20 protein-coding genes and 1 pseudogene are annotated in these 23644 nt (G+C 69.0%); 17 read left to right on the top strand and 4 right to left on the bottom strand.

Annotated elements, in window-relative coordinates:
- Nucleotides 1-7 precede the first annotated feature (7 nt).
- Together ElP_RS36035 and ElP_RS36030 are read left to right on the top strand one after the other, a co-directional pair.
- Nucleotides 8-442 carry a Chromate resistance protein ChrB gene (locus tag ElP_RS36035; RefSeq protein ID WP_145279660.1) on the top strand — a complete coding sequence of 145 codons (435 nt, stop codon included), beginning with the start codon at nt 8-10 and terminating at the stop codon, nt 440-442.
- Nucleotides 439-873 (top strand): chromate resistance protein ChrB domain-containing protein, encoded by a 435-nt coding sequence (locus ElP_RS36030; protein WP_145279659.1) that lies wholly within the window; start codon nt 439-441, stop codon nt 871-873. The genes ElP_RS36035 and ElP_RS36030 overlap by 4 nt, the downstream gene beginning before the upstream one ends.
- Nucleotides 874-1237: 364 nt before the next feature.
- Here the strand turns inward: ElP_RS36030 and ElP_RS36025 are convergent, their stop codons facing one another.
- Together ElP_RS36025 and ElP_RS36020 are read right to left on the bottom strand one after the other, a co-directional pair.
- The gene (locus ElP_RS36025) at nt 1238-2896 is read right to left on the bottom strand and encodes a porin (protein WP_145279658.1); all 1659 of its coding nucleotides are present in this window, start codon (nt 2894-2896) and stop codon (nt 1238-1240) included.
- A 269-nt stretch (nt 2897-3165) separates the two neighbouring features.
- The gene (locus ElP_RS36020) at nt 3166-4743 is read right to left on the bottom strand and encodes a sigma-54 interaction domain-containing protein (protein ID WP_145279657.1); all 1578 of its coding nucleotides are present in this window, start codon (nt 4741-4743) and stop codon (nt 3166-3168) included.
- 278 nt (nt 4744-5021) lie between these two features.
- Here ElP_RS36020 and ElP_RS39140 point away from each other — a divergent pair, with 278 nt between their 5' ends.
- From ElP_RS39140 to ElP_RS35960, 14 genes are all read left to right on the top strand, one after another.
- Nucleotides 5022-5159: a hypothetical protein gene (locus ElP_RS39140; RefSeq protein ID WP_197447196.1), complete on the top strand. Its 138-nt coding sequence runs from the start codon at nt 5022-5024 to the stop codon at nt 5157-5159.
- 153 nt (nt 5160-5312) lie between these two features.
- Nucleotides 5313-6221, top strand: coding sequence for a DUF1559 family PulG-like putative transporter (locus ElP_RS36015; protein ID WP_145279656.1), 909 nt, complete (start codon nt 5313-5315; stop codon nt 6219-6221).
- A gap of 41 nt (nt 6222-6262) precedes the next feature.
- Nucleotides 6263-6673 (top strand): carboxypeptidase regulatory-like domain-containing protein, encoded by a 411-nt coding sequence (locus ElP_RS36010; RefSeq protein ID WP_145279655.1) that lies wholly within the window; start codon nt 6263-6265, stop codon nt 6671-6673.
- 12 nt (nt 6674-6685) lie between these two features.
- Entirely contained in the window at nt 6686-8086 is a 1401-nt protein-coding gene (locus tag ElP_RS36005; RefSeq protein ID WP_145279654.1) for a sulfatase, read from the top strand.
- Nucleotides 8087-8609: 523 nt separating this feature from the next.
- A complete protein-coding gene (locus ElP_RS36000) occupies nt 8610-11213 on the top strand; it encodes a DUF1549 domain-containing protein (protein WP_145279653.1) in 2604 nt (867 codons plus the stop codon).
- Nucleotides 11214-11249: 36 nt separating this feature from the next.
- Nucleotides 11250-12638, top strand: a complete 1389-nt coding sequence (locus ElP_RS35995) for a DUF1501 domain-containing protein (protein ID WP_145279652.1) — start codon at nt 11250-11252, stop codon at nt 12636-12638.
- Between the two features lie 1472 nt (nt 12639-14110).
- On the top strand, nt 14111-14617 hold the full coding sequence (locus ElP_RS35990; protein ID WP_145279651.1) for a hypothetical protein: 507 nt from the start codon (nt 14111-14113) through the stop codon (nt 14615-14617).
- Between the two features lie 60 nt (nt 14618-14677).
- Entirely contained in the window at nt 14678-15658 is a 981-nt protein-coding gene (locus ElP_RS35985; RefSeq protein WP_145279650.1) for a DUF1559 domain-containing protein, read from the top strand.
- 104 nt (nt 15659-15762) lie between these two features.
- A complete protein-coding gene (locus tag ElP_RS35980) occupies nt 15763-16803 on the top strand; it encodes a sulfate ABC transporter substrate-binding protein (protein ID WP_145279649.1) in 1041 nt (346 codons plus the stop codon).
- Nucleotides 16804-16807: 4 nt separating this feature from the next.
- Complete coding sequence (gene cysT / locus ElP_RS35975) at nt 16808-17641, top strand: sulfate ABC transporter permease subunit CysT (protein ID WP_145279648.1); 834 nt, start codon at nt 16808-16810, stop codon at nt 17639-17641.
- Nucleotides 17631-18503 (top strand): sulfate ABC transporter permease, encoded by an 873-nt coding sequence (locus tag ElP_RS35970; RefSeq protein ID WP_145279647.1) that lies wholly within the window; start codon nt 17631-17633, stop codon nt 18501-18503. Before cysT ends, ElP_RS35970 begins: the two co-directional genes overlap by 11 nt.
- Nucleotides 18504-18581: 78 nt before the next feature.
- The gene (locus tag ElP_RS35965; RefSeq protein WP_145279686.1) at nt 18582-19652 is read left to right on the top strand and encodes a sulfate/molybdate ABC transporter ATP-binding protein; all 1071 of its coding nucleotides are present in this window, start codon (nt 18582-18584) and stop codon (nt 19650-19652) included.
- Between the two features lie 645 nt (nt 19653-20297).
- Nucleotides 20298-20450, top strand: coding sequence for a hypothetical protein (locus ElP_RS39135; protein WP_197447195.1), 153 nt, complete (start codon nt 20298-20300; stop codon nt 20448-20450).
- Nucleotides 20447-20890: a helix-turn-helix domain-containing protein gene (locus ElP_RS35960; RefSeq protein ID WP_197447194.1), complete on the top strand. Its 444-nt coding sequence runs from the start codon at nt 20447-20449 to the stop codon at nt 20888-20890. The genes ElP_RS39135 and ElP_RS35960 overlap by 4 nt, the downstream gene beginning before the upstream one ends.
- A 486-nt stretch (nt 20891-21376) precedes the next feature.
- Here ElP_RS35960 and ElP_RS35955 read toward each other — a convergent pair whose 3' ends face one another.
- The gene (locus ElP_RS35955) at nt 21377-21793 is read right to left on the bottom strand and encodes a hypothetical protein (RefSeq protein WP_145279646.1); all 417 of its coding nucleotides are present in this window, start codon (nt 21791-21793) and stop codon (nt 21377-21379) included.
- A gap of 148 nt (nt 21794-21941) precedes the next feature.
- Here ElP_RS35955 and ElP_RS35950 point away from each other — a divergent pair.
- A pseudogene (locus ElP_RS35950) lies at nt 21942-22865 on the top strand (IS630 family transposase); the annotation flags it as partial.
- Here the strand turns inward: ElP_RS35950 and ElP_RS41555 are convergent.
- A complete protein-coding gene (locus ElP_RS41555; protein ID WP_145279645.1) occupies nt 22783-23541 on the bottom strand; it encodes an IS4/Tn5 family transposase DNA-binding protein in 759 nt (252 codons plus the stop codon). The pseudogene ElP_RS35950 and the gene ElP_RS41555 sit on opposite strands and share 83 nt — an antisense overlap.
- Nucleotides 23542-23644 lie beyond the last annotated feature (103 nt).

Here is a 23644-nt window from a genome sequence, read left to right as displayed (position 1 = left end):
CTCGCCCGTGAAGCCTTGGTTGCTCCTGATTTACAAGATTCCCCGCGAGCCCGCCGCGGGCCGCGTCTTCGTCTGGCGGAAGCTCAAGCAGCTCGGGGCCATCGCCCTCCAGGACGCGGCCTGGGTCCTGCCCGGGTCGGCCAAGACGCGGGAGCAACTCCAATGGCTCGCGGCCGAGATTTCGGAACTCGGGGGCGATGCGACGCTGCTCTCGGCCGAGCAGCTCTACGCCACCGACGCCGAGGCGATGAAGCGGCAGTTCGTCGAGCCCGTCGAGGCCGAGTACCGGGAAATCTTGGCGGCCCTAGCGGGGAAAGACCGCGACCTTTCCGCCCTGTCGAAGCGATTCCAGCAGGTGCAGGCGCGCGACTACTTCGCGTCGGGACTCGGGCCGAAGGTTCGGGAGCGACTACTCAAGGCCCAGGGAGGGACGGCGTCATGAGATGGGTCACGTGGGAAGGGGTCGGGGTGGACCGCATGGGCTGTGCGTGGCTGATTCGCAAGCACATCGACCCGGCCGCCGAATTCCTCTTCATCCCGCAAGGGTCCCCGCTCCCGCCCGAGGCCGAGCCGTTCGACATCCCGGGCGTCAGGCTCTCCCACCACGGGGGGCACTGCTCGTTCCATGCGGTGCTCAAGCATTACGGGCTCACGGACCCGATCCTCACGCGAATTGCCCGCATCATCGACGAGGCCGACACGGTGCAGGAGGTGGCCGTGGAGCCATCGGCCGCGGGGCTCGACCTCATCTGCGAGGGCTTGAGGCTCATCAGCCCCGACGACCGGACGGCCCTCGAACGAGGGGCCTTGGTCTACGACGCCCTGTATGCCCGGCTTGCCGCCGAAGGGAACGCCGCCCGATGGGGTGGATGAGCCGGGGGCGCCCGGAGAGGGGCCGCATCGGTGGCCCGCGGCCCGCGGGCGATGCGACGGCGGAGCGACTGGACCGGCTCGAACGGTCCAACAGGCGGATCCTGGTGGTCTTGTGCCTCCTCGGCTCGGCCACGCTCGTCGCCGTCGGGGCCGTGGGGACGGGTGCCCGCTCGCCGGATGGGGACCGGATTACCCTCCGCGACCGGGGCGTCGCCCTCCGGGCGATGCCCACCGGACGAGTCGGGGCCGAGCCCCGTCTTTTCGACGAGGACGGCGGCGAGCGGCTCCGGATCGGGACGCCCGACGACGGCCCCGCCGTGCCCGACAATCCCCGTGCGGTCGGCGGCCGGTGGCCTTCGGCGGCTCAGTAGTAGAACTGGACCCGAAGCCAGAGCATCTCGTTGGTCAGGGCATGGCGATCAGGCAATGCGAAGAAGACGGGATCGCCGAACTCGCCGTGCTGCCAGTCGAGATAGACCTTGACGAACTTGTTCGGGTACCAGTTCACCCCGAGGTTGGTGACCCAGGCGCGATTGCTCGAGAGGGCCCGGTCGGCGAGCCCGGCGTCGAAGAGCCCCGAGTCGATGTCGAAGGCGCTATAGCGGCCGATCAGCTCGATGGCACCCGGGCCGAACTCGCCCCGGCGGAGCCGGAAGGGTCGAAGCGGCTCGACGACGGTTCGGCGCTCGACCTGCTCGCCGGTCAGGAAGTAGCCGGCGGAGACGGAGTAGCCGGAGGCGGGGAGCACCGTCGATTCGGGCGTGGCGACGGTGCGCGCGTAGCGCTGGATCGAGCCGTTGTACTCGGCGAGGAGCGAGAGCGACCGGTAGAAATACGCGAGGTGGGCCGACCAGAAGGTGCGCTGGCCACGCTCGATCACCTCGTCGTCGAAGATCAGGAACGGCGGCGCGGCGCGGTCGGCCGTGCCGGCGTTCGAGGCGTTGGTCGCCAGTCGGAACGAGCGGGGGAGGAACGCGGCGTTGTCCTGGGCCCCGTAGGCGAACGAGCCGCCGAGGTTCAGGAGGCGGAGCGGGTTGCCCTCGGCCGTCTCCTGGAAGGGTCGGGCGTTGAGGTACGCCATCACGTCCTTGGAGTCGTTGAAATCCTCGTACGAATTCCGGGGGCCGTCGAAGACGCCGACGGCGTAGTCGAGCCGCTCGTCCAGCAGGGAGCCCCAGAGCATGGCGCCGAGCTGTCGGTTGAGGCCGAGGTTCGTGGTGAAGAGGGACCGCTCGGGGGCGATCAGCCACATGTTCTGGATGGCGAACTGCTCGTAGTTGAACGGCGTCATGAAGCGGCCGACCTTGAGCTGCAGGCGGTCGTCGCGGCGGAAGTTGAGGTAGGCGTCGAGCAGGTCCAGGGCGCCGAACCCGCGGTTGATCGAGACGAGGTACTCGACGCCCCGGGTGGCCCTCCCGCCGAAGAAGAGGCGATTGCGGGGGGCGTAGATGCCGTCTCGGGCGAACAGCTCGCCACCGGGGTCGAAGGCGCGGTAGTCGGTCTGGCTCTCGATGTGGACCTGGAGCTGGAACTCCTCGTCCTCGCTCTCGAAGACGAAGCCCTGGCCGAAGCCGCCGAGGAGCGGGATCCGCCCGCTCGGGCGACTCGGCGTCACGCCGGCATAGCTGGGGACCGGCGAATCGGCGTTGGCCGAGAACGAGGTGCCGGGCCTCGACTCGCCGGCGTCTGTCGGATCGGCCGCCCTTGCCCCGTCCGTCGGGGGGGCCTCGGCCGGCTTCACTGGCGAAGCATCGAGCCGCTCGCGGAGCGCCCGGTTCTCCTGCTCGAGCCGCCGGTTCCGCTCCTCCAGCGCCTCGAGCCGCGCCTCGATGGCCGCCAGCCGATCACTCGGATCCGCGGAGGGGGGCGGGGGAGGAGGCGGGGCGGTCGGGTCGACCGGGGGGGGCGAGGGGGGCGGCATCGTGCCCCGGGCGGTCGCCGAGCGGGTCGGCTCCTGCCCGGGGGCGACGGGGACCGTCGCCAGCGCCAGGACGAGCGACACCGCCCGGAATCGCCGCTTCATGTTCGTCCTCGGACGCCGACAGTCCAAGCCGATCCGCCCGGAATCCAAGGGGAGTATCGGATGTGCGGGTCGTGCCCTTGAGGGTAGCCGGCGAATCGGCCGCGTCCCCTCCAGCCCGACTGGTCGACGGGGCTGTGGACGCCGACGATTCCGGGGGATGCCTCGAGGATCCGCGCCCATCGACTCAGATCCTCGGCCGGGGGCGATCGCGGAGCAGACCCCGGGGCCCTCGGCGTTCCGGGGGCGGGGCCGCCGGGCGCGATCCCCCGTCACTCGGCCGCCCCGACCTCGCGGCGGAGACGCTTCCAGTCCACGCCGAGCTTGCGCATCCGCGAGCGTAGCGTGTGCGGATTGATCCCCAGCAGGGCCGCCGCCCCGTGCCGGCCCTCGACCCGGCCCCGGGCCCGGACCAGGGCCGCCTCGATGTGCCGGGCCATCGCCGCCTCCAGGGACACGAACCCGTCCCCTTCGCCGTCGGGACGCGACGGGAGCGCGGTCGTCGGCCCGGGGGACGGGGCGGGTGGCCGGGGCGCGCCCAGGGCGCGGGCGATCTCCAGCCGCTCGCCGTCTCCGAGGATCGCGGCGCGCTCGATCACCGCGGCCAGCTCCCGTACGTTGCCCGGCCAGGGGTAGGTCACGAGGAGGCCGATGTCCGCGGCCGTCGGCGCCAGGGGCGGCATCCCCAGGCGTTTCGAGGAGCGCATGGCGAAGTGCGCCGCCAGGGCCGGGATGTCCGAGGGTCGGTCGCGCAACGCGGGCAGCCGGATCGGGAAGACGGCGATCCGGTACCAGAGGTCCTGGCGGAACCGGCCGTCGGCGACCATCGCCTCCAGGTCGCGGTGGGTCGCGGCGACGATCCGGACGTCGACCGGGACCGATCGCTCCCCGCCGACCCGCTCGATCAGGCCATCCTGCAGCACCCTGAGCAGGCGGACCTGGGCCGCCGGGGTCAGTTCGCCGACCTCGTCGAGGAAGAGCGTCCCGCCGTCGGCACGCTCGAACCAGCCCTTACGCTGGCCGACGGCCCCGGTGAAGCTGCCGACCTCGTGGCCGAATAGCTCGGAATCGACCAGCTCGGGCGGGATCGCCCCGCAGTTGACCCTCAGGAATGGCCCCCTGGCTCGCCGCGATCGGGTGTGCACGGACCGGGCGATGACTTCCTTGCCCGAGCCCGTCTCGCCGAGGATCAGGACCGGGGCATCGGACGGGGCGACCTGGGCGACCTGCTCCATGACCTCGCGGAGCCCCGCCTCGGCCCCGACGATCGAGTCGCTGATGTCGAGCCGGCCGAGCTTCGTCAGCAAGGAACGGTTGTCGGCCTCGACCGCCTCGCGCAGGGTCGTCAGTTCGCGGAGGCGCCGGTCGTTCTCCAGGGCGACCGTGAAGGGGTCGAGCAACGCGGTGAGCAAACCCGAATGCTCGTCCCGGAAATGCCTGGGGGGCGATGTGGTCAGCAGCAGGATGCCCACCGGGCCCTCCTCGGCGAGGAGCGGCCCGGCGAGGATCTCGCCGGAGAGCCCTTCGGGCAGCAGGCCAGGCGGGCCGGCCGTCCTCGAACGATGGGCCAGGCGGAGCACCTGTCGGCGATGGCACCACGCGAGCAGCCGCTGGACGCCTTCGGAGGTCAGTTCGCTCCGGGCCCGCGGGTCGGCGTGGCCGGGGCGGCAATGGCCCATCGCCACCGTCTCGACATGACCGCCCGGCACGTCGATGCGTCGCACGAGCACGAGATCCGCGGTCACACGCCGGGCCAGCAGGGGCGCCAGGCGTTCGACCGACTCGGCGATCTCGATGTGACGGCAGACCTCCCGCCAGATCTCCAGCAGCAGGGTCGCGTAACGCTCCATGGGGCGTTTTTCCGTGAAATGAAACGGTTCTTCCATGACATATCCCGGGCTGAAACCGTTTGATTTCGAGGTTTCCCCGGGTTCATGCCGTCGGATGATGGCATATCACGGATTATACCCGGGGATTCCGCGTTTTTGGGGTGTGGTCCACACCTTGCTCCTTCCACGTGCCGTGCCGGGCCCGGGCGGTTCGGCGATCCGGGACGGATCGGGAGAGGCCGACGGCCGGGAGGACCGGCGGACACACGGCCATCCCCAAAGCCTTGGAGAGCAGGGCGATGACCACCATCCTCGTCATGACGGACCGGGCCGCGCAGCGTTTCGCCGACCTGTTCGAGGAGATGCGCTGTCTCCTGGCGGGATGGGTCGAGCAGAACCTGATCGCCGAGTTCCCCGCCGACGAGGATCTGCCCTGAGTCCCCCGGAACGACCCTCGGGGTGAGCCGGTCCCGGGCCCTATCCCGTGAGCGGACAGCGACGTGTCGCGAGGCGTCTCCCCACCGGGAGGGAGGCGTCGCGGATCACGGCACGGACGCACCCCTTCCCGAACAGAGAGAGGACCGAGGACGATGAGAGATCGGCGCGGTTTCACGTTGATCGAATTGCTGGTCGTGATCGCCATCATCGGTGTGCTGATCGCGCTGCTCTTGCCCGCGGTGCAGTCGGCCCGCGAGGCGGCCAGGCGGGCGCAGTGCACGAATAACCTGAAGCAGATCGGCCTGGCCCTGCACAACTACCACGACGTCTGGGGCCGCTTCCCGATGGGATCGGTCCGGGTCGATACGCCGAACGGGCCCTATCGAAGACCTTTTCTGGCCTCAATGCTCCCATTCCTGGAGCAGCGGAATCTGTTCGACAGCTACAACTACGACCTGAGCTTCCAGAGGCCGGAACAGATCACGACGCGAGCCGCGATCGTGAACGTGTTCACATGCCCGTCCGACGAGCAGCAGACCTTCGTGAACAACGGCGGCAACGTCACGGACGTCAAGGGGAGCTATGGCGTCAACTGGGGCCAGAACACCTACGGCGATCAGGGCCTGCCTGCTCCCTTCGCGATCAACTACGGGGCGACCTTCGCCGACATCCGCGACGGCACCACCAACACGTTCTTGATGTCGGAGTTGATCCAGACGCCCCACCCGCTCGGCCAGCCGGTCGATGTCATCGACCGCCGCGGCCGAATCTGGAGCGAGCAGCCGTCGTCGCACCAGATCTCGACCCGGATTGGACCCAACAGCCTGGCCGGGGACTACGGCGCGTGCTGGGACCGGCCCGACCTGAAGGCCCCCTGCATCCGCAACCTCGGGCAAGGCCAGACGCATTACCTCGGCTCCCGCAGCTTCCACCCCGGCGGCGTCAACACGCTCTTCGGGGACGGCTCGGTGAGGTTCATCAAGGACTCGATCGACCTGCTCGTCTGGCGGGCGCTGAGCAGCCGGGCCGGCGGCGAGGTCATCAGCGGGGACCAGTTCTGATGCGAGGCGTTCGCTCGTTCCGAAACGATTCCCCGTCGATCGTGACGCGGGTCGTCGTGGCTGCGGTGATGATGGGCCTCGTGGGGTGCGGCTCGGCCCGGGATGACGGCCGGGTCGCGGTGACGGGGCAGGTCCTGCTCGACGGCAGCCCGCTCGACGAGGCCTACGTCACCCTGATCCCCGAGGCGAGCGGCCCGGCCGTGACCGGTCCGGTCGAGGACGGCGAGTTCCGCATCCCCCGATCCGAGGGCCCCGCCCCCGGCCCCTACCGGGTTGAGATCGACGCGGTCCGCCCGACCGGGCGGATCATCGAACACCCGGATCTCCTCGGCGAGACGGCGGAGGAGACCGCGAACATCGTCCCCCCTCAATTCAATCGGCACAGCACGCTCCGCGTCGAGGTGGTCGCCGACGGCGACAATCGCTTCGAGTTCGCCGTGACCACGAGGTAATCGAGGAGACCCATGAGCGGATCAGGATCCCGACGCATCTTCGCCTGGCTCTCCCTCGCGGCCGCCCTGCTCGCCGTAGCTGTCCCCGCGACGGCCGCCGAGGGGCCGAGGCGGCCGAACGTGCTGTTCATCGCGGTCGATGACCTGAACGACTGGACGGGATTCCTCGGCGGCCACCCCCAGGCCCGGACGCCCAACCTGGACCGCCTCGCGGCCCGGGGCGTCCACTTCACGAGGGCCTACTGCCCCGCCCCCGCGTGCAACCCGTCGCGGACCAGCCTGATGACGGGCTTCCTGCCGTCGACGACCGGGGTCTACCACAACAACCAGCCCTGGCGCCCGGTCTTGCCCGACGCGGTGACCTTGCCCCAGCACTTCACGGCCGCCGGCTACGACGTCGCCGGCGGGGGGAAGATCTTCCACAACAGCTTCAACGACCGCGCCTCGTGGCCCGAGTGGTTCGGACTCTCGGGCCGGGATCACCCGAAGCCCGACCAGGTCCCGGCGAACGACATCCCCCGGACGGCCCACTTCGACTGGGGGCCGGTCGACGTGCCCGACGAGGCGATGGGCGACCACAAGACCGTCTCCTGGGCGATCGACTGGCTCGATGCCGACCGGGATCGGCCGTTCTTCCTGGCCGTCGGCCTTATCCGTCCGCACCTCCCTTGGTACGCCCCCCGTCCTTACTTCGACCACTACCCGATCGGCGAGATCGCCCTCCCCGAGGCCCTCGCGGACGACCTCGACGACGTCCCTCCGGCCGGGATCGCCATGGCCAAGCCCGAGGGCGACCACCGCAAGGTCGTCGAGGCCGGCCAGTGGGAGGAGGCGGTCCAGGGTTATCTCGCCAGCATCGAATTCGCCGACGCCCAGATCGGCCGACTCCTCGACGCCCTCGACGCCAGCGGCCATCGCGACGACACGATCATCGTCTTCTGGGGTGATCATGGTTGGCATCTCGGCGAGAAGGAGCACTGGCGGAAGTTCGCGCTCTGGGAGGAAGCGACCCGGGTCCCCCTGATCGTCGTCGCCCCCGGCGTGACCGGGCCGAACGGCCGGAGCGAGCGGACCGTCTCGCTGCTCGACCTGTACCCGACCTTGATCGACCTCTGCGATCTCCCGCTCCGCCCCGGGCTGGAGGGAGAAGGCCTCACCCCCCTGCTCCGGGATCCTGCCGCCTCCTGGGACCGGCCCGTCGTGACCACGCACGGCCGGGGCAACCACGCCGTCCGGTCCGAGCGCTGGCGGTACATCCGCTACGCCGACGGCTCCGAGGAGCTTTACGACCACGAGGCCGACCCCCGCGAGTGGACGAACCTCGCCGACGACCCCCGGTGGCAGGCCGTCACAGCTGAGCTTGCCGAGTCTCTGCCGAAGACCGACGCGCCAGACGCCCCCCGGGCCAATTGACCAGTTCGCCAACATCGCGGGCCGGGCCGCCCGACCCCGACGGCCCGGCCCTTCCCGAGAACTCAAACGAGTTGATGACCATGTCCCGGTTGATCGACGCATTGCCGAGCAGCACCACCCCCATCGGGCTGCGTTCCCTCGAACGCCCCGAAGGCAACCTCGCCTCCCGGCCCCGTGTCGGATGTCTTGCGCGTGACGAAATGTGTCGATCAAACCGGTTCGATTGGCTCGGGACGCGAGACCTTCAACGGATCGACGGAGGCTGGGCAATGATCCTCAATCACGAATGGGATGAGCACGGGGAGGAGCAGCACGTCCGGCTCCCGGACGTGCTGGCGGACCTGATCTCGGTCGCCTTGCTGGTGGCCGTGGTCCTTCCCTGGATCGCATTCGTCCAGGCCCTGACCCTTCCGAAGCCGAGAGGCTCTCGGAGAGGGGGGCACGTCATCCCAAGGCCACACGCCCAGTCGCATGGTCGTTTGATTCACCAATCGGCGCACGTTTCTTGAAAGGTCGCGATCCGATGATTTCGATTTCCCGATCCGTCGCCATCGCGACCGCCTTGCTTGCCGCCAATCCGATCTTCGGAGGCTCGGCGACCGCCAATGAGTCTCCCGACCCGGCCTCCCTTGAGTTCTTCGAAGCCAGGATCCGGCCGATCCTCGTCGAGAACTGCTACACCTGCCACTCGGCCGAGACGAAGCCGGCCGGAGGGCTGCGGGTCGATGATCACCAAGGGCTGCTCGACGGCGGCAATTCGGGCCCGGCGATCGTCCCTGGCGATCCGGGGGCGAGCCTGTTGATTCAGCGTGTCACCAACTCGAACTCGAACCGGGTGATGCCGAAGGAGGGGGAGCCGCTGACCGATCAGCAGGTGGCCGACCTGACCCTCTGGATCGAGCAGGGGGCACTCTGGCCGGCCTTGAAGGTGCCGGAGTCCCTCGGGAAAGACCGGGGCTGGTATGAGGCGCTCCGCCAGGAGCACTGGGCCTGGCAGCCCTTGACCGATCCCGAGGTGCCACCGGTCTCCGACGATTCCTGGGCGAATGACGACATCGACCGCTTCCTGCTCGCCGCCCTCGACGAGGCCGGCCTGGCCCCGGTGGGGGATGCCGATCGGGCAACGCTGCTCCGCCGTGTGACCTTCGACCTGACCGGCTTGCCCCCCCGTCCCGAGGAACTTGACGCATTTCTCGAAGATTCCTCCCCGGACGCCTTCGAGCGGGTCGTCGATCGGCTGCTCGACTCCCCTCAGTTCGGCGAGCGTTGGGGGCGGCACTGGCTCGACGTGGCCCGCTACGCCGAATCGACCGGTCCCTCGCGGAACATCCCCTACCCGCATGCCTGGCGGTATCGCGACTACGTCATCGACGCGGTCAACGCCGATGTCCCCTTCGATCGGTTCGTCACCGAGCAGATTGCCGGCGACCTGCTCCCGGCCGATTCGGACGAGGAGCGCGACCGCCTGAAGATCGCCACCGGATTCCTCGCCCTGGGGGTCAAGGACGTCAACCAGCGGTTCAAGGTCCGCTTCGAGATGGACAACGTCGACGACCAGATCGACGCGGCCACCCGTTCTGTCCTCGGGCTGACGGTCAGTTGCTCCCGCTGCCACGACCACAAGTTCGACCCGATCCCGACGGCCGACTACTACGCCTTGGCCGGCATCTTCACCAGCACGGTCAACGCCGCCGGGCTGAGGAACCAGATGGGAGGCGGCGGCCTCGCCTATTATGTTCCCTCGTTGCTGATCCCGCTCTCGGGCACCCCGCCTCCGCCGCCCGAAGAGGAACTCAAGGAACTGGAGGCCAAGGTGGCCGAGGCCAAGGCTGCCTGGGATGCCATCCGGGGCACCCGCGAAGGGCTGGCGCGGGGACCCGACGGGCGTCCGGTCCAGCGTGGCTATCGCGATCGGTTCGAGAAACTCAACGCCGAGCTGCTCGGGCTGACCGACCCGGCGGCCCAGGGGTTCGCCGTCCACGGCGTCCGCGACGCGGAGCAGGTTGGAGATACCCCGATCCGGATCCGGGGCGAGGCCGAGAAGCGCGGCCCGACCGTCCCCCGCGGCTTCCTGACCGCCTTCGAGGTGCCCGGCGCCCCGGCGATCAATCCCGCACAGAGCGGGCGGCGAGAACTGGCGGCGTGGTTGACCAGCGAGCACAACCCGCTCACCCCTCGCGTGATCGTCAACCGGGCCTGGCACCACCTCCACGGCCGGGGCATCGTCTCGACGGTCGACAACTTCGGCGTCACCGGCGACGAGCCATCGCACCCCGAGCTGCTCGACCACCTGGCCTCCCGATTCGTCCGGGACGGCTGGTCGATCAAGCGTCTCGTCCGCGCGATCGCCCTGAGCCGGTCCTATCAACTCGCCTCCGAGGCGACCCCCGAGCACCTCGACGCGGACCCGGCCAACACGCTCGTCTGGCGGCACGCCCCCCGTCGGCTCGACGCCGAGCAGATCCGAGACGCCATGCTCGCGGCCTGGGGCTCCCTCTCGCTCGACCGGCCCGAGGGCTCGGCCGCCCGGCACTTGAAGATGATCGAGATGCGTGATAACGGCCCCGAGGCGAAGGAGATCCACGAGTTCGCCGACGCGAGCCGGTCGCGGAGCGTCTATCTGCCGTCGCTCCGAGGGGTCACGCCGAAGGCGCTCGAACCCTTCGACCCGGTCGAGCAGACCCTCGTGACCGGCCGTCGCGAGCAGACGACCGTCCCCGCCCAGGCACTGTTCCTGCTCAATTCAACGGTCGTCCGCCGGGAGGCATTGGCCGTGGCCGAGCGGCTCCTCGGACGGGATGGTGACGACGACGACCGCGTCCGGGAACTCTACCGACTCACCCTGGGGCGGTCGCCGAGCGACGGCGAGGTCTGGCGGGCGCTCGGCTTCCTGGCGGAGTACGAGCGGTCGGATTCCGCGACCGATGACGTCGAGCTCGTCCGTGTCGCCGACGAGCCCGAACCGGCGATCGGCGCGACCGTCGAGGTCGTCGACCCCGACCAGGTGGACCAGTCGGCCGTGGCGATCGCCGAGGTCGATGTCCGGCCCCACGACACGCGATCGGCCGCCTGGATGGCCCTGGCCCAAGCGATCTTCGCCTCCGCCGAGTTCCGCTACATCCGCTGACACCGGCCCCTCATCCAATATCCATCACTCTGAGGCATGATGATGACTTCTCACGACCATCCGATCGCTCGCGCCTCGCGCCGACAGTTGCTCAAGTCGGCGGGGGTCGGATTCGGCTACCTCGCCCTGGCCGGGATGCTCGCGCAGGAACGCGCACGGGCCGCAAGCTCGGTTCGACCCGATGATCCCCTCGCCCCGAAAACGCCCCACTTCCCGCCGAAGGCCAAGCGGATCATCTTCCTGTTCATGCAGGGGGCGATCTCGCAGGTCGACACCTTCGAATACAAGCCCCAGCTCCAGGAGGAGGACGGCCGGCCCGGCCCGGGCGGCGGGACGCTGACCGGCTCGAAATTCAAGTTCCGGCGATACGGCGAGTCGGGGTCCTGGTTCTCCGAACTGCTCCCGCACATGGCCGGCCACGCCGACGACCTCTGCTGGATCCGGGGGCTCCACACCGACACGCCGGCCCATCCCCAGGCCGTCGTGCAGCTCCACACCGGCAGCGCCAACGCCGCGTTGACCCGGCCGAGCATGGGGTCGTGGCTCCTCTACGGCCTCGGCAGCGAGAACCAGGATCTGCCCGGCTACGTGACGATCAATCCGCCGCCGAACCTCGGCGGGGCGGTCAACTACGGCAGCGCCTTCCTCCCGGCCCACTTCCAGGGGACGCGGATCAACGATCAGGGCCATCTGCCGAACCTCCAGCCCCGGATTGCCGCCGAGCAGCAGCGGCGGCAGCTCGCGCTGATCCAGGAGCTGAACCGCGACCTCGCCGCGGAGCCCGGAGCGCCTGACGAGGTCGACGGGATCATCCAGTCCTACGAGCTCGCCTTCCGGATGCAGGGGGAGGTCCCCGAGCTGCTCGACCTCTCCGACGAGCCGCAGCACGTCCTCGACGCCTACGGCGTCGTCCCCGGGCCGGCCGGCGCCTTCGCCCGGCAGTGCCTCATGGCTCGGCGACTCTCGGAGGCCGGCGTGCGGTTCGTCGAGGTCTGCCAGCCGGGATGGGACCACCACAACAACCTGCACAAGGGGCTGATCGACCGCTGCTCGTCGGTCGACCGGCCGACCGCCGCGCTGCTGGCCGACCTTAAGCAACGCGGCCTGCTCGACGAGACGCTCGTGCTCTTCGGCAGCGAATTCGGCCGGCTGCCGACCGCCCAGGGGGAGGACGGTCGCGACCACAACATCACCGGCTACCCGAAGTGGCTCGCCGGCGCCGGAGTCAAGCCCGGCTTCTCCTACGGCGGGACCGACGAGTACGGCATTCGCGCCGAAGAGGGCCGGATGCACACCAACGACCTCCACGCCACCTTACTGGCCCTGATGGGAGTCGATCACCAGCTGCTGACCTACCCCTACGCCGGTCGCGATTTCCGCCTGACCGATGTCGCCGGCCGGGTGGTCGAGGAAATCTTCGCATGAAGACCGGTGGATTCCGCACCCGCCGTCTCAGGGGTCGATCATCTCGGAGGGGGGCATCGGGGTCCTCCTCCGGCTCGTACGCCGAGGCTTCGAGTCGGTACGTCCGGCCAGCGCGATCGACTCCCGATCCGAGCTGGCGTTCGAGGCGACGACACCTGACACCATCGGAAGTCACCGAACCTCGACGAACTCGGACACCGAGGCATCAGCTCCGTGTCGGACAGGGTTCCACGATTCCTTGGAATGAATCATAGGCCGCGATATTTCAAGGGTTAAGCCCCGTGTCATTTCCTGGCATTGCGGTGTTTCTGTGAAATGGCACGGATTATCGGCTGGATTCCCTCGTTTTGCGTGATGGCATCACGAATGCTCTGGACCTTCTGCCGATTGAGCGCAATCGGACCAAATGGATCGATCATCTTACCGCGTCCGGCCGGATCGAGCCGGACGCGATCGAGGGACTCGGAGATGGTGTTTGTGCCCGGCGTGATGATGTCCCACTGCCTGTGTCCGCGGTACTCCAGGCATCGGCCGCCCCGCAGGTGCCATCGCCAATGTCGCCGCTGTCCGTGATCACGGCTCCCTCTCCCGCCTCTGATACACAAACCCGCTGATACTTTCCGTTTTGCGGAGGCTTGCCGGCGGAAAACCGGCCCGGTTCACGCTCAGGAACCGGAAAGCAACAGCGGGTTTGTGTATGAGACCATCCCCACCACCCTCTCGCGACCGCGTGGGTCGCGTGGCGGGTCCGGCGCTCCCCGTGCCGCGCCATGGGCCAACCCTACCGGCTCGGCGATGACCTGCAACGGGTGTCGTCGCCCCCCAAGGTCGGGGTCCGAGCAGGCAGGCCAGGACGGTGCGGCCGAATCGAGAGATCGTTTGGTGGAGGATCGTCTCATGTTTGGTTGGCGGGCGAACAGCCGTCAAGACGATCGATCCGCCCCGGCGACGCATGAGCGATCCGATCGATCCGCCCCGGCGACGCATGAGCGATCGGCCCATCGGGACGGGCGGTACCGGGCCTCCCTGATCGCAGTCCTGATTCTCCTCGTCGTCACTCGAGTGCTGAGCTTCGAACCGACTTACCCGGTCGAGGGCCGGGTCCTGGTGGCCGGTGAGCCGGCTCGTGGGGCGATCGTCGAGTTCCACCCGATCGGGAAACCCGGGATCACGATGGCCCGACCGAGGGGGGATGTCCGCGAGGACGGCTCCTTCGAACTGTCGACCGGGGCGGAACGGGGCGGTGCGCCGGCGGGTTCCTACGCCGTCACCATCGTCTGGAGAGAACCTCTCGCCGCCGGGGACGAGGGGGCGAGGGGGCCGAACCTGATCCCGGATTTCTACTCGCGTCGGGCCTCAACACCGCTCCGAGCCACAGTGCTCGAAGGCATGAATCTGCTGCCACCCTTCCGCATCGAGATGCGTCGGAACCGAAGGGCGGCCTCGTCATCGGAATCGAGGAACATGAGACCGTGAAGATCGAGACGAACGAGCAGCGCGATCCGGGCCCGGGATTGACTCGGAGCGGCCTCTCGAGTTGCCGGGGGCGGTGGTTTCAGGCGCTCGCCGTCTGTGTCGGGCTGGGTGTTGCCGGGTGTTCGTCGGGCGATGGCGAGGCAACCTACCCGGTCAGCGGGCGGGTCGTCGTCGGGGGAGAGCCCGCCGCCGGGGCGTTCCTCGTTTTCCACCCGACCTCGGGATCGGTGCCTGCCGAGGCGGGGCGACCGGCGGCACAGGTCCGATCGGACGGATCGTTCGATCTGACCACCTTCGACGAGTCCGACGGCGCCCCGGCCGGCGACTACGCGGTCACCGTCGAGTGGCGCAAGCTCATCCACAACGGGGCTGAGGCCGTCGCCGGCCCGAACGTCGTGCCCGCCGAATATGGGCGGCCCGAGTCCACGCCGCTGAAGGTCACCGTGGTCGAGGGCGAGAACCCGCCCGCCGAGTTCCAGATCGATGTGACGCGACGCCGCTGAGGATTGCGGCCTCGAACCTGCCATTCCATCCCTCCCCGCCAGGATCTGAAAGAACAAACGATGCGACAGAATTCGCCCAAGAGTTCCGGGTTCACCCTGATCGAGCTGCTGGTGGTCATTGCGATCATCGGCATCCTGATCGCCCTCCTGCTCCCGGCCGTGCAGAGTGCCCGCGAGGCCGCCCGCCGCGCCCAGTGCGTCAACAACCTGAAGCAGCTTGGCATCGCCGCGCACAACTTCCACGACGTCAACGGCCAGCTCCCCTCCAGTGTCCGGCCGCCGGGCCTGACGCCCAAGCCCCGCATCGCCGGCATGACCCTGCTGCTGCAATTCATGGAGCAGCGCCCGGTCTACGACAGCATGAATTTCGACTACTCCTGGGGGGCCCGCGAGAACTCCACGACGGTCCTGACCCGGATCAACACCTTCCTCTGCCCGACCTCGCCGGACCCGGACCGGCTCGACGGCATCCCCGAGATCACCCCGTTCGTCGCCAACATCTGCACGCCCACCGACTACTCGCCGACCATCGGCGTCGATCCTCGGCTGGTGAGCGCCGGGCTCGTCGGCATCGATGGCAAGGGGATCATGGTCAAGAACGAGAAGCCCCGCTTCGCCGACGTGAAGGATGGACTCTCCAACACGATCATGATCGCCGAGTCGGCCGGGCGGCCCTACCTCTACCGCAAGGGGGGCAACCAGATCTCCGCCGACCTGGTGGCGCACCGGGTCAATGCGGGGGGCTGGTCGCGGCCGGCCAGCGACTTCAGCGTCGACGGCTCCTCGGCCGGCGGCACGCCGCTTCCCGGGCCCTGCCCGCTGAATTGCACCAACGGCGAGGACGTCGGCGGCGACCAGTTCCCCCACCCGTACTACGGCACCGATGGCACCTCCGAGGCCTTCGCCTTCCACCCCCGCGGGGCGAACTTCCTGCTCGGCGACGGCTCGGTCCGGTTCATCAAGGAGACGGTCGGCATCCGGACCTTCGCCGCCCTGGTGACCCGCCACGGCGGCGAGGTGCTCTCGGCGGACCAGTACTGAGTCGGGCCCCGGAGACGACCGATCACGGTCCAATCGGCTCGGGGTCGCCCCGACCCGGCGGCGATCCCGGGCCGACTCCGTTCCGCAAGCCAGGAATACAATCCATGCCGCTTAATGCGATCAAACGATTCGGGACCGCGGCCCTCGCCCTGACTTCCCTGGTTGCCCAGGGATGCGGCACGGCCGAGGACCCGAGCACCGACACCCTGAAGCTCGGCGCCTACTCGGTCGTCCGCGAGGTCTTCCACGAGGGGATCCTCCCCGCCTTCTCCGCCGAGTGGAAGGAGAAGACTGGCCGCAACGTCCGGTTCGAGGAGTCGTACAACGCCTCCGGTGCCCAGGCCCGCGCGATCGCAGCCGGGTTCGACGCCGACGTGGCCGTGCTCTCCCACATCGGGGACATCGACCTCCTCGTGGAAGCCGGCCGCGTCCGTCCCGACTGGGACGAGGGCCCCGACGGCGGCATCATCACCAACAGCCTGGTCGTCATCGGCGTCCGCCCCGGCAACCCGAAGGACATCCGGGACTGGGCCGACCTCGCTCGCCCCGGGATCGGCGTGCTTTACCCTGATCCGAAGACCTCCGGCGGCGCCCGCTGGAACATCAACGCCATCTACGGCTCGGCACTGCTCGCCTCCCGCGAAGCCAACGGCGGCCAGGCTGACGAGGACGCCATCCGCGACCTGCTGGCGAAGGTCCAGGCCAACGTGGTCAACATGGACCCGTCCGGTCGCCAGAGCATGGCCAACTTCGAGCGCGGCACCGGCGACGCGGTCGTCACCTACGAGAATGAACTGCTCCTGAGGAAACGCGAGGGGCTCGAGATCCCTTACGTCGTTCCCCCGGCGACACTGCGGATCGAGGGGCCCGCCGTGATCGTCGATCGGTCGGTCGATCAGCACGGCAACCGCGAGCTGGCCGAGGCGTTCCTCGCGTTCCTCCGGTCGGGACGAGGCCAGGCCATCCTGGCCGACTACGGCTTCCGCCCGGCGTCCGAAGGCGTCTCGGCGACCGTCGGCGAGACGCTGCCTCCGGGGCTTTTCTCCATGGCCGGCCTCGGCGGATGGGAGACGGTCGAGGAGGAGGTCTACGGGCCGAAGGGGCTCTGGACGTCGATCTTCACGGCCCAGGCCGGGAGGCGTTGAGGCCATGGCCCGATCCTCCCCCGCCGTCGCTCCCGATCCGGGTCGCCTGCTGCTGCGGGGCGCGACGCTGTCGTATCTCGGCCTGATGGTCGCACTCCCCCTGCTCGCCCTCGCCGCGCAGGCCGCTCGGCCGGGGGCCTCGGAGTTCCTGGCGGCGCTGAGCGACCCGTTTGCGCTGCACGCGCTGAAGCTGACGTTCCTCACCGCCGCGGCGATGGTCGTCGTCAACGCGGTCATGGGCACGGCCACCGCATGGGTCCTCGTCCGTTACGAGTTCCCCGGCAAGGGCCTGGTCAACGCCCTGATCGACCTGCCCTTCGCCGTGCCGACGGTCGTCACGGGGGTGATGCTGGTCGTCCTCTACGGGCCGAACAGTGCCGCCGGGGCGATCCTCGGCCGCTTCGGCTGGTCGGTGATCTACGAGAAGCCGGGGATCATCCTTGCGCTCCTGTTCGTCAGCTACCCGTTCGTCGTCCGAAGCGTGCAGCCGGTCCTGCTGGAGATCGACCGGGCGGAGGAGGAGGCCGCCGCGACGCTCGGCGCCGGCCCGATCCGGACCTTCTTCCGCGTGACCCTGCCCTCCCTCTGGCCGGCGATCGTCACCGGATCGGCCCTGTCCTTCAGCCGGGCCCTGGGCGAGTTCGGCAGCGTCGTGCTCGCGGCCGGCAACAAGCCGATGGAGACGAAGACGGCGCCCCTCTACATCTTCGGCGAGATCGAGGGAGGCAACGTCCACGGGGCGATGGTCGTCTCGGTCGTCCTGCTGGCCAGCTCGCTCGGGATCCTCATCGTCCTGAACCTGATCCAGCGCGGGAAGGGGGCCGGACATGGCCACTGAGGCGTCAACCCCTCGGCTCGTCGCGGTCCCCTCGATCCGATCACGGTCGGCGAGGATGCCCCTGGGCCGCTGGCTGCTCATCGCCGTCGTCCTGGGCTGGTTCGCCCTGCTCGTGCTGGTCCCGGCCGGCGCGCTGGTCAAGCAGGTTCTTGCCGGTGGCTGGAAGCCGTTCGTCGAGGCGCTCGGCTCGGCCGAGGTCCTGCGGGCGTTCGGGCTGTCGCTGGGGATCGCCGCGGCGGCAACGGCGGTGAACACCGTCTTCGGCGTCGGCTTCGCGATCGTCCTGGTCCGGCATCGCTTCTGGGGGCGGAGCGTGGCCGATGGTCTGGTCGACTTGCCCTTCGCGGTCTCTCCGGTGGTCGCCGGGCTGATGCTGGTCGTGCTCTACGGCCCGGACGGATGGCTCGGCCGTTGGTTCGAGGCCGGCGGCGTCCGGGTCGTCTACGCCCTTCCGGGGATGATCCTCGCGACGACCTTCGTGACGCTCCCCTTCGTCGTCCGCGAGATCGTCCCGGTGCTCCGCGAGTTCGGGATCGATCAGGAGGAGGCCGCCGCGATCCTCGGGGCCGACCGCTGGACCACCTTCTGGCGCGTCACATTGCCGTCGATCCGGTGGGGCCTGGCTTACGGCGTGACACTGACCATCGCCCGCTCGCTCGGCGAGTTCGGCGCCTTGATGGTCGTCTCCGGCAACCTGATCGGCCGCACCCAGACGGCCACGCTCTACATCCACGACGGGGTCGAGAGCTTCCGGCCCGAGGGGGCCTACGCCGCCAGCCTGATCCTGGCGATCATGTCCTTCGTCCTGCTGGTGGGGATGGAACTGATCCGCAAGCGGCTCGCCGCTCGCGAGGAGGGATAGCCCATGAGCGTCCTGACCGCATCCGAACTCCGCCGCGAGCCGAGCCGGGCCCGGTGGTCGATCGAGGAGGAGACTGAAGTGGGCATCCTGGTCCGTGATCTCTCGAAACACTTCGGCTCGTTCCGGGCCGTCGACAACGTCTCGTTCGCGGTGCCGGCCGGGCAACTCGTGGCCCTGCTCGGGCCATCGGGCTCGGGCAAGAGCACGATCCTCAGGATCATCGCGGGGCTGGATTCGGCCGATGGCGGCGGCGTGGAGCTGACCGGCGAGGACGCCACCGCCCTGCCCGTGCAGCGGCGGGGCGTCGGCTTCGTCTTCCAGCACTATGCCCTGTTCCGGCACATGACCGTCCGCCAGAACATCGCCTTCGGCCTGGAGGTCCAGAAGCTCCCCCGGCCCGATGTCGCCGAGCGGGTCGACGAGTTGCTGGAACTGATCCAGATGTCCGGATACGCCGGCCGCTACCCGTCGCAGCTCTCCGGCGGCCAGCGGCAACGTGTCGCGCTGGCCCGCGCGCTCGCCCCCAGGCCGAAGGTCCTGCTGCTCGACGAGCCGTTCGGCGCCCTGGATGCCCGGGTCCGCGACGAGCTCCGCTCCTGGCTCCGTCGCCTGCACGACGAGGTCCAAGTGACGAGCCTCTTCGTCACGCACGACCAGCAGGAGGCCTTCGAGGTGGCCGACCAGGTGATCGTCCTTCGCGGCGGCCGGGTCGAGCAGATGGGCCCGCCGCAGGAGCTTTACGAGCGGCCGGCCTCGCCCTTCGTCGCGGAGTTCCTCGGCACGGTCAACGTGTTGCGAGACCGCAGCCGGGGAGGCGTCGCCGTGCTGGACAACGGGGCCGTCGTGCCCCACTCCACGACCGAGGCCGACGGCCTGGTGTCCGTCTACGTCCGGCCGCACGACCTCGACGTCGATCGCCATCGCAACGGCCACCCCTGCTGGCCCGGCAAGGTTCGCCGGCTCGTCCCGCTCGGTGGCCACGTCCGCCTGGAGGTCGAGCTTCCCGACGGCACCGACGTCCTGGTCCAGCTCGGTCGCGACCGCCACGCGGATCTCGCCCTGGTGCCGGGCGACGACGTCTTCGTGACGCCCCGAGCGCTGAAGGTGTTCCTCGCCGCCGAGCCAACCGCGTCGGACTACGTCATCTGAGGGCGCAGCATCCCCATACGTGCCCCGCCCGGAGAATGATCGGATCGCCCGCAAGTGCGGCTGCGTGATCCGCCCCCAGTCACGCACTTGTAGTTGGACCGCGGAAAAACCGCGGGCTCCCGGCCTCCGCACCGGTCACTCTCGGTGGATCGAGGGCCTCTTCCTCACGACCACGGTCCCCCATCCCGGCGAAACGGCGTCCGAACTGACGAAACCATCACGAGATGCGCTCCAAGGCCCATGGGGCAGCCCCCGGGCCACTGCGTCATCGGCACCGAAGATGGGCCTCGCTGCGCCTCCCGTCGGCCTCGTCGGCCGACCGAGCCATCGTCGTCCCTGATTGCCGAGGCGTGGCACTCAGTACTGCAATCCGCCGGTCGATCGGCGGAGGCCCGGAGGGCGGCGTGGCGGGACCGGAGCTGGAACGGCTGCTGCACTTCGTCGTCCTCCCCGCCTTCGAGCGCGCCTGGCGTGACCTGGGGCTCGATGAGGAGGCGCTGCGCGAGCTGGAGCTGCTGATCATGGCGGACCCGGCTGGCCCGATCCCCATGCCGGGCGCGCAAGCTCCGCTTCGTCCCCGCCCGCGAGGCCCGGGGCAAGAGCGGGGCCTATCGCGTCGGCTACGCCTACTACAGCCGCTTCGGGGTGGTGGTCCTGATCCTGGCCTTCGGCAAGGGGGAGAAGGCCAACCTCAGCGCGGCCGAACGCAAGGAGGTGGCGACGCTGCTGGGCGAGCTGGACGAGGTGGTGTCGAGGAAGTTCGGCGGCGGCCGAGGTCGGCCGGGGAGGGGCAGATGAGCCGGGGCGGCGGGTCGAAGGCGAAGGAGGCGTCCGGGCCCAGGAGGCGATCCGCCCCGAGGCCGGGGAAGACGTCGGGGTCGAGCGGGCCGACGGCGGGGACGCGGCTGGTGGCGGCGCTGCGCGAGGGGATCGAGGCGTTGCGGTCGGAGGGCCCGGGGGCGTCGGCGGTGACCGTGCGGACATACCGGCTGGGGGTGGAGCCGCCGCCGGAGGTCGGCCCGGCGGAGGCACGAGCGGCGCGGGCGGAGCTGGGTCTGAGCCAGTCGGTGTTCGCGGAGTTCCTGGGGGTGAGCCCGAGCACGGTGCGGGCGTGGGAGCAGGGGAAGCGGGGTCCGAGCCCGCTGGCGCGGCGGTTCCTGGGGGAGATCCGTCGGGAGCCGGAGCACTGGCGTCGAGCGGTGCGTGCCCACCTGAAGGAAGGGCCCGCGGGCGGATAGGCGGAGCCGCCGCCCCGGCGTTGAGCCGCCCGGGACGATCCGGCCGGCTGCCGCGGGAAGGTGCCCTCCCGACACTTCCAGTGATCGGCTGCACTTTCTGCCCCCATTGACGCAGTCGATCAACCAGATTCTGGGGATAGGGCGCTGGACGACTGAGGACCGACCATCCGACACTGCCAAGCTGCCAGGAAGCGGCAGTTAGGCCCGGAGGTAACGAAGCTGTCACCGAGAGCCTTCTGGCGACTTTCCCGAAAACGATGCTCGGGAGAGGTCGGCGGATGGGTCACAACCCCGCGTTTCGCCGTGCTGAACGCCGGGGACTCTCCCGAGAATGGTCGAATTCAGGAGTGTCTCGTCTTCCAGGCGACGAGCGGCCCTCCCGCTCGAGGCCCCCGAGATTTTCAAGAGATGCGGATTGCTGGTACCCGGCGACAGCTTCGCTACCTCTGGACCAACCTCGTGAGGGTTCGGGTCCATTGACAGTTGTTACCTGGGCTTCTTGGATCTGATAATACCAATATGATCTTCAATTTGCGTTGCCGTATCCTTTTGCAGAGATGCCAGCACGCGCTCGGCCCGCTTGAGCGTCTCTCTCGTGACTTCGTCGGAGCCGACGTCGTGCCACCTCGACTCCTTGAAGAACCTTTTTTTAAACTTCTTGTCGAACAACTCCTCGATCCTCTCCGCGATCTTGGCACCCGCATCGTCGTACTTAATATTCTTATGGGACGCATAGTACTTGTCGGACGGTGACCTTGTGTAAGGGACACGTACCGTAGTCGACCCATCATCATTCGCGAATGGCATTCTATTGCCGGGCGTAAATCCCTCCATATAGTCCAAGTTAAGGATATAGCGCATATACCAGGCCAGCTCGATGTCGTCTTCGAGGTTCGGTCCCACGACCTTTGCTTCCGGCGGATTGCAAAAGAAGCTTGCATGAACCATAGAAATTAGATACTGGTCGAGGGTCCCCTGGATACCCTCGTGAGATGCCCTTACTGACCGGTGCGCAAAGGCGGTCAAGTTTTCGTTCCGGTAGAATCAGGGGATGGAAGCCTCGAACTTCATCCCTCATGATTGGCGTGAGTGGCGGAGGTTGCGGGCGTTGGACCTGAAGCAACAGGGCGGGCGCCAGCGCGTCATCGCTGAGGCCCTGGACGCCTCCGAGGAGACGATCAGCCGCTGGCTCGCCCGTGCCCGACACGGCGGCCGAGAGGCGCTGCGCTCGCACCCCGCGCCCGGCCATCCGTCCAAGCTCTCGGGCGTCCAGAAGCGGCTGATCCCCGAGTTCCTCTGGCATGGGCAGGAGGCCTACGGCTTCCGCGGCCAGGTCTGGACCCGTGCCCGAATCGCCCTCGTCATCGAGGAGGAGTTCGGCGTCCGCTACCACAAGGCCCACGTCGGGCGGTTGCTCAGCGAGTTGGGCTGGACGCCCCAGGTGCCGATCCGGCGAGCGATCCAGCGAGATGAGGAGGCCATCCGCCGCTGGCGGGACGAGAGCTGGCCGGCACTGCGACGGCGGGCGAGACGCGAGCGTCGAGTGCCGGTCCTCGTGGACGAGGCGGGGTTCTACCTGCTGCCGGGCCTGGTCCGGACCTACGCCCCCGAGGGGCTGACGCCGGTGCTCCGCGAGAAGGTGACGCGCGACCACCTGTCCGTCATGGGCGGGCTGACGCCCACAGGCAAGGTCTACACGCTGGTGCGGCAGGAGTCGCTGAATGGGCTGCACAGCGTCGAGTTCCTGATCCACCTGCTCCGCGTCGCGGGGGAGCGGCTGCTGGTGATCGGGGACGGCTCGCCCATCCACCGTCGTGCTGCGGTCAAGGACTTCGTGTCGGGCACGGGCGGCCGGGTCTGGCTGGAAGCGCTTCCGGGGTACGCCCCTGACCTCAACCCGTGGGACGAGGGGGGCTGGCATCACCTGAAGAACGTGGAGATGCGAAATCTCGTATGTCGAGACCTGGAGGAGTTGCACGAGCAGTTCCACCTCGCCGTCGGACGCCTACGCCAGAAGTCACATCTGGTCCGAGCCTTCTTCGCTCAGGCCGGGTTGGAGATCGGGGGAACTTGACCTTCTTTGCGCACCGTTCAGTAGGCGGGTCGGTCGGCTTGCGGGCCGGCGGCCGACGGCGGGTCGTGCCGGCCGGCAAGGGTGCTCGGACGTCGGACTGCTGGTCGGCCAGGCCGAGGACCTCCAGGGCGGGCCGCCGGCCGTGCGCGTCGGGGCGGACCTGCCCCGGCCAACGGGCCGCCAGGACGGTGTGCAGGTGGAATCCCGTCTGGCCCCGCCCGGAGTAGCCGACCGTACCCAGGCCGGGGACCGGCCGGCGGCCGGGGTAGGAGATGACGGTCGTGTCCTCGATCAGCAGGGAGGTCCCCCGCTGTCGAAGGGCCTCGGCCACGAGCCCGCGGTGCCCGGCCTGGAGGCGCTCGGGGGTGGCGTCGGCGTGGTCGAACAGGTGGTAGGCCGCCTTGATGTCGTAGCGGTCCTCGAACGGAGCCGGGATGCTGCGACCGGGCCGGTCGGCCCAGGCCCCGGCGATCCGGACGACCCTGCGGACGCGGCGGACATCGGCGAGGTCGGCCCCCGCGAAGTGGGCCGAGGCCCAACGGGTCGGCTCAGGTTCGGGGGGAATCGGCCGCTCCATCGCCGGGCCTCCTCACCAAGGGGACGAGAGCGCGGAGGAGAAGCTTCGACCATGCTACCAAGATTTGGGGAATGACAAGCCGGCACGCCTGCATCCGCAGGCG

The sequence above is a fragment of the Tautonia plasticadhaerens genome (assembly GCF_007752535.1).
GTDB classification, from domain to species: Bacteria; Planctomycetota; Planctomycetia; order Isosphaerales; family Isosphaeraceae; genus Tautonia; species Tautonia plasticadhaerens.
The sequence above is the reverse complement of the archived record's forward strand: the minus strand, read 5'-3'. Positions and strand labels throughout refer to the sequence as shown.